General features: G+C 71.7%; 15 protein-coding genes. 9 read left to right on the forward strand and 6 right to left on the reverse strand.

What is annotated here, in order from left to right; genetic code table 11:
- Positions 1-3 precede the first annotated feature (3 nt).
- The 4 genes from ACFVSL_RS10170 to mutM are packed head-to-tail and all read left to right on the forward strand — an operon-like array spanning position 4 to position 2,455.
- The gene (locus tag ACFVSL_RS10170) at positions 4-573 is read left to right on the forward strand and encodes a YceD family protein (protein WP_386940707.1); all 570 of its coding nucleotides are present in this window, start codon (positions 4-6) and stop codon (positions 571-573) included.
- Between the two features lie 2 nt (positions 574-575).
- A complete protein-coding gene (gene rpmF / locus ACFVSL_RS10175; protein ID WP_022887809.1) occupies positions 576-779 on the forward strand; it encodes a 50S ribosomal protein L32 in 204 nt (67 codons plus the stop codon).
- A gap of 46 nt (positions 780-825) precedes the next feature.
- Complete coding sequence (gene rnc, locus ACFVSL_RS10180) at positions 826-1,536, forward strand: ribonuclease III (RefSeq protein WP_386941134.1); 711 nt, start codon at positions 826-828, stop codon at positions 1,534-1,536.
- 1 nt (position 1,537) lies between these two features.
- Positions 1,538-2,455 carry a bifunctional DNA-formamidopyrimidine glycosylase/DNA-(apurinic or apyrimidinic site) lyase gene (mutM, locus tag ACFVSL_RS10185; RefSeq protein ID WP_386940708.1) on the forward strand — a complete coding sequence of 306 codons (918 nt, stop codon included), beginning with the start codon at positions 1,538-1,540 and terminating at the stop codon, positions 2,453-2,455.
- A 7-nt stretch (positions 2,456-2,462) separates the two neighbouring features.
- On the opposite strand, the gene ACFVSL_RS10190 is transcribed toward mutM, so the two are convergent.
- On the reverse strand, positions 2,463-3,020 hold the full coding sequence (locus ACFVSL_RS10190; RefSeq protein WP_386940709.1) for a dihydrofolate reductase family protein: 558 nt from the start codon (positions 3,018-3,020) through the stop codon (positions 2,463-2,465).
- Positions 3,021-3,125: 105 nt separating this feature from the next.
- Here ACFVSL_RS10190 and ACFVSL_RS10195 point away from each other — a divergent pair, with 105 nt between their 5' ends.
- Positions 3,126-3,758, forward strand: a complete 633-nt coding sequence (locus tag ACFVSL_RS10195; protein WP_386940711.1) for a TetR/AcrR family transcriptional regulator — start codon at positions 3,126-3,128, stop codon at positions 3,756-3,758.
- A gap of 8 nt (positions 3,759-3,766) precedes the next feature.
- On the opposite strand, the gene ACFVSL_RS10200 is transcribed toward ACFVSL_RS10195, so the two are convergent.
- Positions 3,767-4,837, reverse strand: a complete 1,071-nt coding sequence (locus tag ACFVSL_RS10200) for a GNAT family N-acetyltransferase (RefSeq protein ID WP_386940713.1) — start codon at positions 4,835-4,837, stop codon at positions 3,767-3,769.
- A gap of 184 nt (positions 4,838-5,021) precedes the next feature.
- On the opposite strand from ACFVSL_RS10200, the gene smc reads away from it, so the two are divergent.
- Positions 5,022-8,540 carry a chromosome segregation protein SMC gene (smc, locus tag ACFVSL_RS10205; protein ID WP_386940715.1) on the forward strand — a complete coding sequence of 1,173 codons (3,519 nt, stop codon included), beginning with the start codon at positions 5,022-5,024 and terminating at the stop codon, positions 8,538-8,540.
- A gap of 3 nt (positions 8,541-8,543) precedes the next feature.
- Here the strand turns inward: smc and ACFVSL_RS10210 are convergent, their stop codons facing one another.
- The 3 genes from ACFVSL_RS10210 to ACFVSL_RS10220 all read right to left on the reverse strand — a co-directional run bounded on the left by ACFVSL_RS10210 (position 8,544) and on the right by ACFVSL_RS10220 (position 11,905).
- Complete coding sequence (locus tag ACFVSL_RS10210; RefSeq protein WP_386940717.1) at positions 8,544-10,205, reverse strand: alpha-amylase family protein; 1,662 nt, start codon at positions 10,203-10,205, stop codon at positions 8,544-8,546.
- Positions 10,202-11,170: a TIGR03885 family FMN-dependent LLM class oxidoreductase gene (locus tag ACFVSL_RS10215; protein ID WP_386940719.1), complete on the reverse strand. Its 969-nt coding sequence runs from the start codon at positions 11,168-11,170 to the stop codon at positions 10,202-10,204. Before ACFVSL_RS10215 ends, ACFVSL_RS10210 begins: the two co-directional genes overlap by 4 nt.
- Before the next feature lie 99 nt (positions 11,171-11,269).
- Positions 11,270-11,905: a hypothetical protein gene (locus ACFVSL_RS10220; RefSeq protein ID WP_386940721.1), complete on the reverse strand. Its 636-nt coding sequence runs from the start codon at positions 11,903-11,905 to the stop codon at positions 11,270-11,272.
- 73 nt (positions 11,906-11,978) lie between these two features.
- On the opposite strand from ACFVSL_RS10220, the gene ftsY reads away from it, so the two are divergent.
- The 3 genes from ftsY to ffh all read left to right on the forward strand — a co-directional run bounded on the left by ftsY (position 11,979) and on the right by ffh (position 15,038).
- On the forward strand, positions 11,979-12,854 hold the full coding sequence (ftsY, locus tag ACFVSL_RS10225; protein WP_386940723.1) for a signal recognition particle-docking protein FtsY: 876 nt from the start codon (positions 11,979-11,981) through the stop codon (positions 12,852-12,854).
- An 8-nt stretch (positions 12,855-12,862) separates the two neighbouring features.
- Positions 12,863-13,351 (forward strand): hypothetical protein, encoded by a 489-nt coding sequence (locus tag ACFVSL_RS10230; protein ID WP_386940724.1) that lies wholly within the window; start codon positions 12,863-12,865, stop codon positions 13,349-13,351.
- A gap of 106 nt (positions 13,352-13,457) precedes the next feature.
- The gene (gene ffh, locus ACFVSL_RS10235; protein ID WP_386940726.1) at positions 13,458-15,038 is read left to right on the forward strand and encodes a signal recognition particle protein; all 1,581 of its coding nucleotides are present in this window, start codon (positions 13,458-13,460) and stop codon (positions 15,036-15,038) included.
- Positions 15,039-15,130: 92 nt separating this feature from the next.
- Here ffh and ACFVSL_RS10240 read toward each other — a convergent pair whose 3' ends face one another.
- Positions 15,131-16,312: a glutamate--cysteine ligase gene (locus tag ACFVSL_RS10240; protein ID WP_386940727.1), complete on the reverse strand. Its 1,182-nt coding sequence runs from the start codon at positions 16,310-16,312 to the stop codon at positions 15,131-15,133.
- Positions 16,313-16,475: the final 163 nt, after the last annotated feature.

Raw genomic sequence — 16,475 nt, forward strand, 5'->3', positions numbered from 1 at the left:
ATCGTGGCCATCAAGCATTCCGTGTTCGACCTCAGCGTGCGCGATCTCGTGAACCGTCCGGGCGAGATGCGCGAGGAGCGCATCAGCGCGCCCGCGCCCGAGCAGCTCGGTGAAGGGCTCGTCGCCGTGAAGGCGGGGTCGGCGATCGATCTCGACGTCCGGCTCGAGTCCGTGCACGAGGGAATCCTCGTCACCGCCGAGGTCGACGCGACCGCTGACGGCGAATGCGGGCGCTGCCTGATCGAACTCGCCGTGCCCGTCCAAGTCGAGTTCCAAGAACTCTTCGGGTATCATGGCGGGGAAGCCATCGAGTATGAGGTTCAAGACGACCACGTGGATCTTGAACCACTCATCCGAGATGCGGTAGTGCTGTCACTGCCGTTCCAGCCGGTGTGCCGACCGGATTGCCCGGGTCTCGACCCCGAGACAGGGCTCCGACTGGCCGATCATCCGGAACTCGTCACCCCTGAGCACAACGACCCTCGTTGGGCCGCGCTCGCAGGGTTCCAGGCTTCCGAAGACAACGGTCCGGATGCGTCATCCGGCGCCGACCAGCAGAGAGAAGAGAGATAGTCATGGCTGTTCCCAAGCGGAAGAAGTCACGCGCCAACACCCACGCGCGCCGTTCGCAGTGGAAGGCCGAGGTCCCCACGCTCGTCAAGACCGTCGAGAACGGCAAGGTCACCTACAGCCTTCCGCACCGCGCGAAGGTCGTCGAGGACTCCGCGGGCACCCCGCTCTTCCTCGAGTACAAGGGCCGCAAGGTCGCCGACGTCTAGTCGGCCCGAGACGCACCGACGACCGGTCGTGACGCGAACGGAACGCATGGGAGGCGGGCGCACCGCGCTCGAGGATCGTACGCTCGACGACCTGCAGCGAACGCTGCAGGTCGACATCGATCCCTCCCTGCTCCTGCTCGCGCTCACGCACCGGTCGTTCGCGTACGAGAACGGCGGCATCCCGACGAACGAGCGCCTCGAGTTCCTCGGCGACTCGATCCTCGGCCAGGCCGTCACGGTCAGGCTCTTCCGCGACCATCCCGACCTCGATGAGGGCGAGCTCGCGAAGCGGCGCGCCAGCCTCGTCTCGAGCGTCGCGCTCGCCGAGGTCGGTCGCACCATCGGCGTGGGCTCGTACATCCGGCTGGGCCGCGGCGAGACGATGACCGGCGGCGCCGACAAGCCGTCGATCCTCGCCGACACCGTCGAGGCGATCATCGGCGCGGTCTACCTCGACGCCGGCGGCGACGCCGCGACCGAGCTCGTGCTGCGTCTCATCACCCCGCTCATGCAGGACCCCGAGCGCTTCGGCGCCGCGATGGACCCGAAGACGAGCCTGCAGGAGATCGCGGCGCGTCGTGGTGCTCCCGCTCCGTCGTACTCGGTCGCCGAGTCGGGGCCCGATCACAACAAGCACTTCGTCGCCACCGTCACGGTCGGCGAACTCGTGCAGGCGTCGGGCGAGGGCTCGAGCAAGAAGCAGGCCGAGATGGCCGCCGCACTCGAGGCCTGGACGCGCATCAACGGCGCGGCCTGAGGTGCCCGAGCTCCCCGAGGTCGAGGTCGTCCGCTCCGGGCTCGCGCCCGCGGTGACCGGTGCCGTCGTCAGCGCGGTCGAGGTGCTCGACCGACGATCGCTGAAGCGGCACGACCCGCTCATCGGCGACTTCGAGCGGCTCGTCACGGGCGCGCGCATCGCCGCCGCGGTGCGTCGTGGCAAATTCCTCTGGCTGCCGCTCGAGGGTGCGCCCGACGAACGTGCGATCGTCGGGCACCTCGGCATGAGCGGGCAGATGCTGCTGCGCACCCCTGACCACCCGGGTGACGACCGGCATGCGCGGGTTCGCCTGCACCTCGAGCATCCGGCCCACGGCGAACTGCGCGTCGACTTCGTCGACCAGCGCATCTTCGGCTCGCTCGCCGTCGACCGCATGCTGCCGACCGCCGACGGCGGCATCGGCGGCTTCTCGGCTGCGACGACGGGGGAGTGGGCTCGGCTCATCCCGAGCCAGGTGGCCCACATCGCCCGCGATCCGCTCGACCCCGAGTTCGCCGACGACGGGTTCGCGGCGCAGCTCGCCCGGCGCGGCACGGGCATCAAGCGGGTGCTGCTCGACCAGGGCGTCGTGAGCGGCATCGGCAACATCTACGCCGACGAGACGCTGTGGGCGGTGCGCCTGCATCCCGAGCAGCCGGCCGCCTCGCTCAGCACCCGACGCGTCCGCGAACTGCTCGGCGCGGTGCGCGACGTGCTCGGGCGGGCGCTCACCGAGGGCGGCACGAGCTTCGACGCGCAGTACGTGAACGTGAACGGCGCCTCGGGGTACTTCGAGCACTCGCTGAACGCGTACGGGCGTGCAGGCAAGCCGTGCCCCCGCTGCGGCACCGCGATGGTTCGCGAGCCCTTCATGAACCGCTCCTCGCACCGCTGCCCGAAGTGCCAGCGGAGGCGGTGAGCTCGCCTCATCGGGCTCGGTAGCGGGCGGAGATGAGCCCCGACGGGAACGAGCGATGTTCGACGAGTTCGAGGTCGAGGCGCACATCGTCGGGGAAGAACCGCGTGCCGCCGCCGACGACGCTCGTGGTGGTGAAGAGGTGGTACTCGTCGACCAGGCCGGCCCGGATCGCCTGGGCCGCGAGGTTCGGGCCGTCGACCGAGAGGTCGTGATCGGACTCGGCCTTGAGCCGCCGGACCGCCTCGGGGTCGAAGCTCCGCTCGATGCGGGTTCGCGCGCTCGAGACCGACTCCAGCGTCGTCGAGTAGACGACCTTCTCCGCGGCCCGCCAGTCGTTCGCGTACTGCACGATGTGCGGTGGGACCTCGGGCCCGTCGCCCACGGTCTCCCAGAAGACCATGGTCTCGTACATCCGCCGGCCGTAGAGGAAGGTGCCGACGTCGCGGAACGCGTCGCCGATGAAGGTGTGCACCTCCTCGTCCTCCGCGCCCCTGCCGAGGTCGCCGTCGGCGGCTTCGGCGTAGCCGTCGAGCGAGGTGATCATCGAGTAGATGAGCTTGGCCATGTTCAGCTCCTTCGCGAGAGGTGAGTCGACTGGCTCACCTCTCATCGACGGTAGTCCTCGTCGAGAGGTGAGTCAAGTGACTCGCCTCTGTGCGATACTGGCGGCATGACCCGTGAGCTGTCGAGCTACCACCGCGGGGTCGCCGCGACCAATCGGGCGACGATCCTCGACGCCGCCAACCGGCTGTTCCTCGAGCACGGCTACGACCGCACCTCGCTGGCGCGCGTCGCCGAGCGTGCCGGCGTCTCCAAGGCGACGCTGTTCAAGCAGTTCCCGACCAAGGCCGAGCTCTTCGAGGCGACCGTGCTCGCCGCGGCCGGCTCGCCCGACGGCGCGTTCGAGGAGCCGCCGACGGGCGACTTCCGCTCGGGCCTCACGACCCTGGGCCTCGCCTACGTCGAACTCCTGAACCGCCCGGGGATGACGGAGCTGATCCGCACGGTCATCGCCGAGTCATCGCGGTTCCCCGAACTCCGGGAACGGGTCTTCGACTTCGGCACGCTGCCCCTGTTCGCGGCGGTGCGGCGCTGCTTCGTCACCGCGAGCGCCGCGGGGACGGCGGTCGTCGACGATCCCGACACGGCCTCCGCGCAGTTCCTCGGCATGATCTCGACCGTCGTCTTCTGGCCGAGACTGCTCCACGGCGGATGGTCGCAGAGCGACGCCGAGATGCGGCGCGTCGTGCGCGAGGCGGCGCTCACCATCGTGGCCCGGTACGGCGCGCGAACCGGCGGCTGATCGGCCGATCAGCCGCGCTGGAACTCGGCGCCGAAGCCGTGCTGCTCGAACCCGAGCGCGATGTTGATCGCGAGCATGTGGTCGTTCTCGTCGGCGTTCCAGGTGTAGACCGCGGTGCGCTCGGGTGCGAACTCGGCGAGGCGCACGAGGTTCGCGAGCTTCACCCGCATGCCGAGCGCGTGGCCGCGATGGGCCGCGACCACGAGCGTGTCGGACTGGAAGGCGAGCGGCTTGCCCGGGGGCAGCTCGAGCTCGGTGTAGCCGGCGATCGAGCCGTCGGGCGCGACCGCCGCGGCGACGAGCAGGGTGCGCCCGCCTCGCGTCGCGTGCGACTCGTGCACGCGCACGCGCTCCGCATCCCAGATCTCGGGGTCGAGATCGAGGCCGCCCGCGGGCACGTCGAGCACCATGCGCGCGCGGGCCGCCGCGTAGCCGTCGACGAGGTCGTCGGGCACGTGGTCGGTCCAGGTGATGATCCGATAGTCGGATGCCTCGGCCTCGCGCCGGGCGGATTCGCGCCGGAACTCCTCGGTGCGGCCGCCGATCTCGAGCACGCTCGCCCGCTCGAGCTGGCCGAGCACGTAGCCGTGCCGGATCGCGAACCGCACGTTGGGCAGCTCGGCCGGAAGCGAGGCGTCGCCGTCGGGCGGGCGCAGCCGCTCGCCCGGGGTGTCGAGCTGGTGGAGCGGGAAGTCGATCCAGCCGGTGTTGCGCCGGCGGCCGAGGTCGGTCAGCACTCCTTCGGCGCGTTCGAGGAGACGGCTCCCGACGCCCCGGCGACGGAAGGCCGGGGCCACCTCGACGATGACGATGCCGCTCTCGGCGGCCGCGTCGCGTTCGCCCCAGGTGATCGAACGGCCGATGCAGGCGTCGCCGTGCCACGCGGCGAACGGCTGCCGGAACTCGTAGTCGTCGTCGCGGTACATCGCGAGCATCTCCTCGCGGGTGAACGCGAAGCGGTCGTCGCCCCAGCGTTCGACCTCGATGTCGATCGCGAAGTCGGCGTAGCGCTCGAACTCGACCGCCTCGGGCGTGCCGAGCCGTTCGGGGAGCGTGATCGGTCGGATCTCGACGGTCATGCGCGTCTCCTCTCGGATGGTGCATCGGACGATGCGCCGCCCGGTGGGCAGCCGCCCAGACTACCGAGCACCGGGGGCGGCGACAAGGGTGCAATCCCGCGGGGCGCGGCGCGCGTGCGCTTCGGGGGTGGAATCCTCGGATACGGTAGTCCGCAGCGTTCTCGCGCACAGGGGAGGGTAGGACGTGTACCTCAAGAGCCTGACGCTCAAGGGCTTCAAGTCCTTCGCACAGCCGACGACCTTCGCCTTCGAGCCGGGCGTGACGTGCATCGTCGGCCCGAACGGATCGGGCAAGTCGAACGTCGTCGACGCGCTGGCCTGGGTGATGGGCGAGCAGGGCGCGAAGACCCTCCGCGGCGGCAAGATGGAGGACGTCATCTTCGCCGGCACCTCGACGCGCGGCCCGCTCGGCCGGGCCGAGGTGAGCCTCACGATCGACAACTCCGACGGCGCGCTGCCGATCGAGTACAGCGAGGTCACGATCTCGCGCACCCTGTTCCGCAACGGCACGAGCGAGTACGCCATCAACGGCGACCAGTGCCGCCTCCTCGACGTGCAGGAGCTCCTCAGCGACTCGGGGCTCGGCCGCGAGATGCACGTCATCGTCGGCCAGGGCCAGCTCGACCAGGTGCTGCGCGCGACCCCCGAGGACCGACGCGGCTTCATCGAGGAGGCCGCGGGCATCCTCAAGCACCGCCGCCGCAAGGAGAAGACCCTCCGAAAGCTCGACGCGATGCAGACGAACCTCACTCGCCTCTCCGACCTGGCCGGCGAGATCCGGCGCCAGCTGAAGCCGCTCGGCCGTCAGGCCGAGGTCGCCCGCGAGGCCGCGACGATCGCCGCCGTCGTGCGCGACGCGAAGGCCCGACTGCTCGCCGACGAGGTCGTCGGCCTCCGGCGCGCGCTCGAGGAGCACGGCAAGAGCGAGCACGAACGGCACTCCGAGCGGCTCGTGCTGCAGGAGCGCCTCGAGCAGCACCAGGCCAAGGTCACGCGACTCGAGGAGGCGCAGAGCGGCGACGACGTCGACCGTGCCCGTTCGACGAGCTTCGCGCTCGAACAGGCGCAGTCGCGCCTGCGCTCGCTCGACTCGCTCGCCCGGCAGCGGATCGCGCTCCTCGAGGGCGCGTCCGACGAATCGGATGCCGCGCCGAGCGTGACCCGCGAGATGATCGACGGCGCCGTCGCCGAGCTCGACGGGCTCCGCGACGGCATCGGCGCCGAGGCATCCGCCCTCGACCTCGCCCACGAGCAGACGATGCGCACCCGGGCCGAGCTCGACTCGGTCGACGAGGGGATCGCCCGGCAGTCGGCGCTCGTCTCCGCCTACGACCTCGAGCTCTCGAAGCTCACCGGCCAGGCCGACTCCGCCTCCTCCAAGCTCGCCGCCGTGCGCGGCGAGGTGCTGCGCCACGCCAATGCGCTCGAGGCGTCGGCCGCTCGTCGCGAGGCGGCCGCGACCGCGCTCGCCGAGGCCGAGGCGGCCGCCGGCATCGAGCAGACCGCCGAGACCGACCTCGACGAGGCCTACGAGCTCGCACAGGGGGCCGTGTTCGAGGCGGAGGCCGAGATCGAGCGCATCCGCGACGAGCTCCACGGCCGCGAGCGCGAGCATGGCGCACTCAGCGCCCGCACCCAGGCGCTCTCGCTCGCCCTCGACCAGAAGGACGGCTCGGCCGCGCTCGTCGCCGCGGGCGTCCCCGGCGTGCGCGGGCTGCTCGCCGAGTCGATGCAGGTCGCCGCAGGGTACGAGGCCGCGATCGCCGCCGCGCTCGGCTCGCTCGTCGACGCCGTGCTCGTCGACGACCGCGACGCCGCCTATCGCGCGCTCGGCCGGGCCGAGTCGGGCGAGCTCGGCCGCGTGGCCCTCGCCGTCGCCGAGCCCGGCGGCCAGGCCGACGCCGAGACCGCGGTCGACGGCCTCATCGCCGCCGCCTCCGTCGTCACCGCACCGGTCGGGGTGCGGGGGCTCCTCGCCGAGATCTTCATCGCCGACGACCTCGCCGCGGCGCGGGCCGCCGAGCCGGCGCTCGTCGAGGCATCCCGCCCGGCGACCGTGATCACCCGCGACGGAACGGTCATCGGCCGGTACGTCGTGCGGGGCGGTTCGGGTCGCAAGCAGAGCCGCATCGAGCTCATCGCCGAACGCGACCGCGCGGCCGCACGCCTCGAGGAGGTGCGCGGCGAGATCGAGCGCAGCCGGGCGGAGCTCGCCGAGCAGCGGCAGCTCGTCGAGGCCGCCAAGGAGCAGTCGAAGCGCGCGCTCGCCGCGCTTCGCGAGTTCGACGCGCAGCTCGCGCAGCGCACCGAGCGGCTGAACCGCGCCCGCGTGCAGGCCGAGGCCGCCGAGGCCGAGTCGGAACGACTCCGCCAGGCGTCGACGAACGCCGAGGAGCGCGTGGCCGAGGCCGAGCAGGCGGCGGGCGAGGCGAAGGCCGCGCTCGAGTCGGCCCGTGCCGTGCCGCGGCCGGTGCTCGACGTCTCCGTGCGCGACGCGGCGCTCGCGACCGTCGAGTCCGCCCGCGAGGCCGAGGTCGAGGCCAAGCTCCGGCTCGAGACCGCCAAGGAGCGCGTGCGTGCCGAAGAGGCCCGGATCCGCACGATGGAGGCGCAGTACGACGCCGAGCGGAAGGCCGCGGTCGAGGCCGCCCGCCGGGCGGTGATCCGCCGGGCGCAGCTCGAGGCCGCCCGCCGCGTCGCCGAGGCGCTGCCGCCCGCGCTCGAGTCGGTCGACGCCTCGGTCGCCGAGGCCCGCGTCGCCCTCGGCCGGGCGGAGGCCGAGCGCTCGAGCCGGAACGAGGAGCTCCAGGCGGTGCGTCGCGAGGAGGCCGCGCTGCGCGAGCGCCTGCACTCGGTCACCGAGGACGTGCACGGGCTCGAGCTGCGCATCTACGAGAAGAAGCTGCACGTCGGCGGGCTCGTCGAGCGAGCCGAGTCCGAGCTCGGCCTCGACGAGCAGGTGCTCATCGACGAGTACGGCCCCGAGGAGCTCATCCCCGCCGAGGACGAGGAGGGCGAGCCGCGCCCGTTCCGCCGCGAGGAGCAGCAGCGCCGGCTCGCGGGCGCGGAGCGGAAGCTCGCCCAGCTCGGCCGGGTGAACCCGCTCGCGCTCGAGGAGTTCGCGGCGCTCGAGCAGCGCCACCAGTTCCTCAGCGAGCAGCTCACCGACCTCGCGAACACCCGCAAGGACCTGCTCACGATCATCGAGGAGATCGACGGGCGCATGGAGACGATCTTCCGCAGCGCCTTCGACGACACGAAGGCGGCGTTCGCCGAGGTGTTCCCCGTGCTCTTCCCGGGCGGCACCGGCAGCATCTCGCTCACGAACCCCGACGACATGCTGACGACGGGCATCGAGGTGAGCGTGAAGCCCGCGGGGAAGAAGATCGAGCGCCTCTCGCTGCTCTCGGGCGGCGAGCGGTCGCTCGCGGCGGTGGCGCTGCTCATGGCGATCTTCAAGGCGCGCCCCAGCCCGTTCTACATCATGGACGAGGTCGAGGCTGCGCTCGACGACGCCAACCTGGGGCGTCTGCTCACGACGTTCGAGAGCCTCCGCGACGCGAGCCAGCTCATCGTCATCACCCACCAGAAGCGCACGATGGAGATCGCCGACGCCCTCTACGGCGTCTCGATGCGCCAGGACGGCGTCTCGGCGGTCGTCGGACAGCGCGTGCGCGAGGAGCGCGAGGCGCAGGCCAGCTGACGCTCACGTGAGGCGGCGGTCGTCGGGCTCGACGATCCGGAACCAGCGGTAGCCGTACGCGTCGAGGTGCACCTCGATCCGCCCTCGCTCGTCGAGCGGGAAGGTGTCGGGCGCGAAGAGGTCGGAGAGCACGGAACCCTCGGCGACCGGTCCGAGCTCGAGCGGCACGAGCGCGGGCGCGGACGCGAAGTTGTGCACGGCGATGAACCGGCCGACGTCGGCGGTGATCCGGTGGGCGAGCACCCCGTCGAGCCCGGTGGTCAGCACGTCGAGCTCGCCCCAGCCGATCTCGGGCGAGCTGCGGTACCGGGTCGCGAGCTGCCTGATGAACGACAGCAGCGAGTCGGGGTCGTGCATCTGGGCCTCGACGTTCACGTGCTCGGGGGAGTAGCCGTCGCCCGGCGGCGTGGCGACCAGCCGCGACCGAACCGCCCGCGAGAACCCGCCGTTGCGCTCGTCGGTCCACTGCATGGGGGTGCGCACGGCCTGCCGCCCCTCCTGCGCGCCGTTCTCGCCCATGCCGATCTCCTCGCCGTAGAAGAGCACGGGCGTGCCCGGGAGGGAGAAGAGCAGGCTGTAGACCAGCTTGATCCGGCGGGGGTCGCCGTCGAGCATCGTCGGCAGCCGCCGCACTATGCCCCGGTCGTAGACGCGCATCCACTCCTCGGGGGCGAACGCGTCGAACACCTCCGCGCGCTCCGCCTCGGAGAGCTTGTCGAGCGTGAGCTCGTCGTGGTTGCGCACGAAGTTCGCCCACTGCGCCTCGGGTTCGAGCGGGGGCCGCGCCGCGAGCGACTCGGCGAGCGGACGGGCGTCCTCGCGCGCCAGCGAGAGGTAGAGCGCCTGCATGCCGAGGAAGTCGAACTGCATGGTGAGCTCGGCGGCGTCGCCGGCGCGGCCGAAGAAGTCGAGCTGCTCGTCGTAGGGCAGGTTCACCTCCCCGAGCAGCACCGCCTCGCTCGAGCGGCGCTGCAGGAAGCGGCGGAGGTCGCGGAGGAACTCGTGCGGATCGCCGATGTCGACGCCGTCGGGCGGCTCGATGAGGAAGGGCACCGCGTCGACGCGGAACCCCGAGACGCCGAGCTGGAGCCAGAAGCCGAGGGTGCGGGCGATCTCGTCGCGCACGGCCGGGTTCGCGATGTTCAGGTCGGGCTGGTGCCGGTAGAAGCTGTGCAGGTAGTACTGGCCCGTGCGCTCGTCGAACTCCCAGACCGAGTCCTCCTCGCCCGGGAAGACGGCGTTCGGCTGCTTCGGCGGGTCGTCGCGCCACACGTACCAGTCGCGGAAGGGCGAGGTGCGGCTGCGCCGGGCAGCCCTGAACCACGGATGCCGCTCCGAGGTGTGGTTCATGACGAAGTCGATGATCACCCGCATGCCGCGGTCCCGTGCCGTGCGGGTGAACTCGGCGACGTCGCCGAGCGTGCCGAGGCGGGGATCGACTCCGAGGAAGTCGGTGATGTCGTAGCCGTCGTCGCGATCGGGCGTCGGCTGGAACGGCATGAGCCAGATGCACGTGACGCCGAGCTCCGCGAGGTGGTCGAGGCGGTGGGCGAGCCCCTCGAAGTCGCCGGAGCCGTCGTCGTTCCAGTCCATGTAGGTCTCGACGTCGAGGCAGTAGACGACCGCCGTCTTCCACCAGAGGTCGCTGCGATCGGTGATCCTCATGCGGAGACCGCCTCGAGCCGGGGCACGACGCGCTCGCCGAAGACCTCGATGAACGCCGCCTGCTCGGTGCCGACGTGGTGCAGGTAGATGCGATCGACCCCGAGCTCCGCGATGCGCAGGAGGTGGTCGAGGTGGCGCGACGGGTCGGCCGACGCGAGCAGCGTGCCGCCGACCTCGGCGGGCGTCGCGTCGGCGGTCCGCGCGTCGAAGTCCTCGGGCAGGTCGAGCTCCCAGGCGAGGTGGGCCGGCACGAGGCTCTGCCGCCACTGCTCGTGCGCGATCGCGAGGGCCTCGTCGTCGGTGTCCGCCCAGCTCAGGTGCACCTGCACGGCCACCGGTCCGCGGCCGCCCGCACCGCGGTAGGCGTCGATGAACTCGCGCAACTCGCGCTCGGGCTGGTCCACGGTGATCACGCCGTCGGCCCAGCTCGCCGCGTCGCTCGCCGTCTCGGCGCTCACCGCGGCGGCGAAGAGCGGAGCGGGCTCGGCCGGCAGGCTCCACACCCGTGCGCGATCGACGCGCACCAGTCCGTCGGCGCTCACCTCCTCGCCGGCGAGCAGCCGTCGCATCACGTCGACCGTCTCGACGAGGCGCTCGTCGCGTTCGTCCTTCGGCGGCCACGGGTCGCCGGTCACGTGCTCGTTGATCGCCTCGCCGCTGCCGAGCGCCGCCCAGAACCGGCCGGGGTACATCTCGGCGAGGGTCGCGATCTTCTGCGCCGCGACCGCCGGGTGGTAGCGCTGTCCGGGGGCCGTGACGACGCCGAGCGAGAACCGGGTCGCCTCGAGCGCGGCGCCGAGCCAGCTCCAGGCGTAGCCGGAGTGCCCCTGCCTGAGGCTCCAGGGGGCGAGGTGGTCGCTGCACATCGCCGCCGAGAAGCCGGCCCGCTCGGCCCGGACGACCGCCTCCAGGAGGCGGCTCGGCGGCAACTGCTCGTGCGAGGCGTGGAATCCCACGGAGGTCATGCGCGCTCCTTCCGTCGTCCCGAGACTCCTCCGGCCGTGCGGCGGCGGGCAACCCCTTGCACAGCTGCGGGGCCCCCGTGTAACGGCCGAGGGGCGGGGTCAGCCGCCCAGGAGGCGGCGCTGCACCGGGTCCCGGCGGGAATGCGCGCGATGGATGCGGAACACGCCGCCGAACACCCCGCACCCCACGAGGACGAGCAGCACGCCGATCGACGCGATCGCGGCGGTGAGCGAGATCTCGACCGGGTCGGCGACGGACACCGGCCTGAATACGATCGACGCCGCCATCACCCCGAACAGCAGGCTGAGGGAGGCCGCGACCAGGCGAGCGAGGATGAAGGGTTCGAGGATGAAGGTGCGTGCGAGCACCGCGTCGGCGATCGAACCGCGGCCCTCGGCGTCGGCGCTCAGCCGCTGGGCGAGCGCGATGGAGAGCCGTCGCCCGCTGCGGTGCAGGCCGAGCAGCAGCCAGACGGCGCCGGCGCCGAGCGCGACGAGGAGGAGCGCCGCCGGCGCGACGAACGGGTCCGTGAACCCGACGGCGCCGACGAGTCCGCACACGAAGAAGATCGCGACGACGAGGACGACCGTGGCGCCGAGGCCGATGAGCAGCCGTGACGCGCGGCCGTAGTCGGCGCGCAGCGTCGCGATCTGCCGTTCGAGCGAGTGGGCTCCGTCGGCCGCCTCCTGTTCGAGGAGGGGCTGGGAGGCGGCGAGCACGAATCGGAATGGCACGCGCCGAGTCTACGGATCGCCCTGGCCCCGTCGGCGCACGCCGCCGGGGCATCCGCCCCCGTAGGCTGGTCGTATGGCAGAACGCGCATCCTGGTCGCTCGGCGCCGCCCTCCGCGGGGTCTTCGGGGCGAAGACGATCGACGACGACACCTGGGACGACCTCGAGTCGGCGCTCATCCGCGCCGACTTCGGACCCGACGTCACCGAGGAGATCGTCGCGCAGATCCGCGCGCAGGTCGAGCGGTTCAAGACCACCGACCCGAAGGACGTCCAGCGGATGCTCCGCGAGGTCGTCGAGGAGCGACTCGCCAAGTACGACCCCACGCTGAAGCTCACCGAGCGCCCGGCCGTCGTACTCGTCGTGGGCGTCAACGGGGTCGGCAAGACGACGACGATCGGCAAGTTCGCCCGCTTCCTCCGCAGCTACGACCGCTCGGTCGTGGTCGGCGCGGCCGACACCTTCCGCGCGGCCGCGGTCGACCAGCTCGCGACCTGGGCCGAGCGCGCGGGCGTCGGCATCGTGCGCCCCGAACGCGAGGGCCAGGACCCGGCGTCGGTCGCCTTCCAGACGGTCGACAGGGCCAAGCAGGACGGCACGGAGATCGTGATCATCGACACCGCCGGCCGCCTGCACACCAAGGGCGGGCTCATGGACGAGCTCGGCAAGATCCGCCGGGTCGTCGAGAAGCAGGCGCCGATCAGCGAAGTGCTGCTCGTGCTCGACGCGACCACCGGCCAGAACGGCCTCGCGCAGGCCGAGGCGTTCATCGAGCACGGGGGAGTGACGGGCCTCGTGCTCACGAAGCTCGACGGGAGCGCGAAGGGCGGGTTCGTCCTCGCCGTCCAGGAGAAGACGGGCCTGCCGATCAAGCTCATCGGCCAGGGCGAGGGCATCGGCGACCTCACCGGTTTCACCCCGCACGTCTTCGCGCAGAAGCTCGTCGGATAGGAGCACGCATGTCGATCGAACACGACTACTTCGGCCTCGTCGGCGACTACTGGTCCGAGACGTACGAGTACGCCGACCAGCGCGTCGAGGTCGTGCTCGACGCCGACGCCGACCTCGTCTCGCTGCCGTCGCTCGACATCGCCTCGTCGCTCGTCGGCGAGCTCGAGCTCGTCGACGACGAGCTGCGCCAGGCGTTCGTCAGCCAGCTCGACAGCAAGAGCTCGCCGATCGTGCGGTTCCTCGACGTCGTGCTCGACCCCGAGCTCGAGCAGGCCGACGACGTCGACGCGGCGATCGGGCGCGACTCGGGCGACCGCCAGGTCGACGCACTGCGCTCGCTGAGCCTCGTCCGGGTCGACCTGCGACCCGACGCCGACGAGCCCGGCGACGCCTTCGCCGAGTTCGAGTACGCGCTCGCCCCCGACGACACCGACGAGCGGCTCGTCGCGTCGATCGACCTCGAGCGCGAGATCGTCGACGTCCGCTTCGAGGGCTGAGCCCGCCGCCTGGCCTCCGCTCCACGCTCCGCGGAGCGCGCCCTGGCCGGTCGTTCGTCCCGCGAAGCGGGGGAGGCATCCGACCTCGCCTAGAATCGAAGGCACCATGGCTACCTTCGGAACCCTGTCTGACCGCCTCGCGGAGACCTTCAAGAACCTCCGCACCAAGGGCAAGCTCTCCGCTTCCGACGTCGACGGCACGGTGCGCGAGATCCGTCGCGCCCTGCTCGACGCCGACGTCTCGCTCGACGTGGTCAAGCAGTTCACCGCGCACGTGCGCGAGCGCGCGCTCGGCGACGAGGTCAACAAGGCGCTGAACCCGGCCCAGCAGGTCGTGCAGATCGTCAACGAGGAGCTCGTGGCGATCCTCGGCGGCCAGCAGCGCCGCCTGCAGTTCGCGAAGAACCCGCCGACGGTCATCATGCTCGCCGGCCTCCAGGGCGCCGGAAAGACGACCCTCGCGGGCAAGCTCGCGAAGCACCTCGCCAAGGAGGGCCACACGCCGCTCCTCGTCGCGAGCGACCTCCAGCGACCCAACGCGGTCAACCAGCTGCAGGTCGTCGGCTCGCAGGCCGGCGTGCCGGTCTTCGCCCCCGAGCCCGGCAACGGCGTCGGCGACCCCGTGAAGGTCGCGAAGGCGGGCGTCGAGCAGGCGCGTCGCGCGCAGCACGACGTCGTCATCATCGACACCGCCGGCCGCCTCGGCGTCGACGCCGAGATGATGAAGCAGGCCTCGAACATCCGCAAGGCGACCGATCCCGACGAGGTGCTCTTCGTCATCGACGCGATGATCGGCCAGGACGCCGTGACGACCGCGAAGGCCTTCCAGGAGGGCGTCGACTTCACGGGCGTCGTGCTCTCGAAGCTCGACGGCGACGCACGCGGCGGTGCCGCGCTCTCGGTCGCCTCCGTCACCGGTCGCCCCATCATCTTCGCCTCCACGGGCGAGGGCCTCGACGACTTCGAGCCCTTCCACCCCGACCGCATGGCGAGCCGCATCCTCGACCTCGGCGACATCCTCACGCTCATCGAGCAGGCCCAGCAGGCCTTCGACGAGGAAGAGGCGCTGAAGGTCGCCGAGAAGCTCGCGACCGAGCAGTTCACCCTCGACGACTTCCTGGCGCAGATGCAGCAGCTGCGCGGCGCCGGCTCGATCAAGAAGATGCTCGGCATGCTGCCGGGCGCGGGCGGCATGAAGCAGCAGCTCGAGAACTTCGACGAGCGCGAGATCGTGCGCACCGAGGCGATCATCCAGTCGATGACGCCGGCCGAGCGCAAGAACACGAAGCTCCTGAACGGCTCGCGGCGCCTGCGCATCGCGAAGGGCTCGGGCATGACCGTCACCGACGTGAACCAGCTCGTGCAGCGCTTCGAGCAGGCCGCGAAGATGATGAAGACCGTCGCCCGCGGCGGCGTGCCGCAGATCCCCGGCATGGGCCCGATCCCGGGCGCCGGCGGCTACGGCGGCGGCAAGCGCAACGCGGCGAAGAACAAGAAGAAGTCGGGTGGCTCGCGCTCGGGCAACCCGGCGAAGCGGGCGGCCGAGAACGAGGCGATCGCCTCGGGCGTCACGCCGGCGGGCCAGGGCCAGGCGCCGAGCGGTTCGGGCTTCGGTCTCGGCGGCGCCAAGAAGGGCGCGCCGAGCGAGGCCGACCTCGCGGCGATGCAGAAGCTGCTCGGCCGCTGATCGGCTGAGCAGGCGGCGCGCCGGTCGCACGCGGCGTGATCGCCGGCGCCTGCACGTCATGCGCCGGGTGCGCGGCGCCGGGTTCGGGCGGCTCAGCCGGCGGATGCCTCGCGGCCGCCGTCGGGCGACGTCGGGGCGCCGAACCCCTCGCGCAGCTCGCGGGCGAGGTGCGCGACGACGGCGGTGAGGTCGCCACCGGCGGCCTGTGCGACGTCGAGCTGGCGTTGCGCGCTCGCGCCGGCGTCGAGGGTCGCGCGCACGCCCTGCAGCTCGGCCGCGCAGCCGAGCCGATCGGCCACGGGCGCGAGCGTCGTCAGGAGCTCGCGCAGGTCGTCGGCGACGGGCCGCTCGGTGCCCGAGACATCCGTGATGACCTCGGCGTCGAGCCCGTACCGCGCCGCGCGCCACTTGTTCTCGCGCACGTACCAGGGCTGCAGCACCGTGAGGGTCTCGCCCTCGTCGAGCCGCGTCGACATCCACTCGACGAGGCACTGCACGAGGGCGCCGATCGCGGCGATCTCGGCGGCGGTCGACACGCCGTCGCAGACGCGCACCTCGACGGTGCCCCAGCGCGGCGAGGGGCGGATGTCCCAGCGGACCTCGCTGTGGTCCTCGATGACGCCGGTGCGCACGAGGTCGCCGACGTACCGCTCGTAGGCCGACCAGTCGGCGAGCGGGTAGGGGAGTCCCGCGGTGGGCAGCTGCTGGAACATGAGTGCGCGGTTGGAGGCGTAGCCCGTGTCGACGCCCGCCCAGAACGGGCTCGAGGCGCTGAGCGCCTGCAGGTGCGGCAGGTAGGCGAGCAGTCCGTCGAGGATCGGCAGCGCCTTGTCGCGATCCTCGATGCCGACGTGCACGTGCACGCCCCAGATCATCATGTTGCGGCCCCACCAGCGCGTGCGCTCGATGAGCTTGTGGTACCTGGGCTTGTCGGTGAGGTGCTGGTCGTACCACTGGCTGAACGGGTGCGAGCCGCTGCAGATCAGCTCGTAGTCGCCGAGGCCGTCGATGACGGCGCGGACTTCGGCGAGCTGCTGCTCGAGGTCGTTCACGGCGCCCGCGACGGTGGTGTGCACGCCGCTCACGAGCTCGACGGTGTTCGTCAGCAGTTCGGAGGTGATCGTGGGGTGCTTGCCGGAGGGGCTGCCCGCGTCGAGCAGCTCGAGCACCCGGTCGCCGATCGAGGCGAGTTCGCCGGTGGCGCGATCGACGATCGCGATCTCCCACTCGAGGCCGATGGTGGAGCGTGGGGAATGCGCGAACTCGATCGGCATGGCGGCCTTCCTCAGGGCCGCGCTGGGGCGGGCCCGTGCGCCCATCATCGCACGGCGCACCGCTCCGATCACCGGTACGACGCGGGATGACGCGGGGCTCGCGCCTCCCGACCGCGGAGTGCGACTGGAGTACGATGTGCCGCATGACATCTCGCACGATCGG

Origin of the sequence: Agromyces sp. NPDC058064 (genome assembly GCF_042885275.1) — a bacterium.
GTDB lineage: Bacteria > Actinomycetota > Actinomycetes > Actinomycetales > Microbacteriaceae > Agromyces.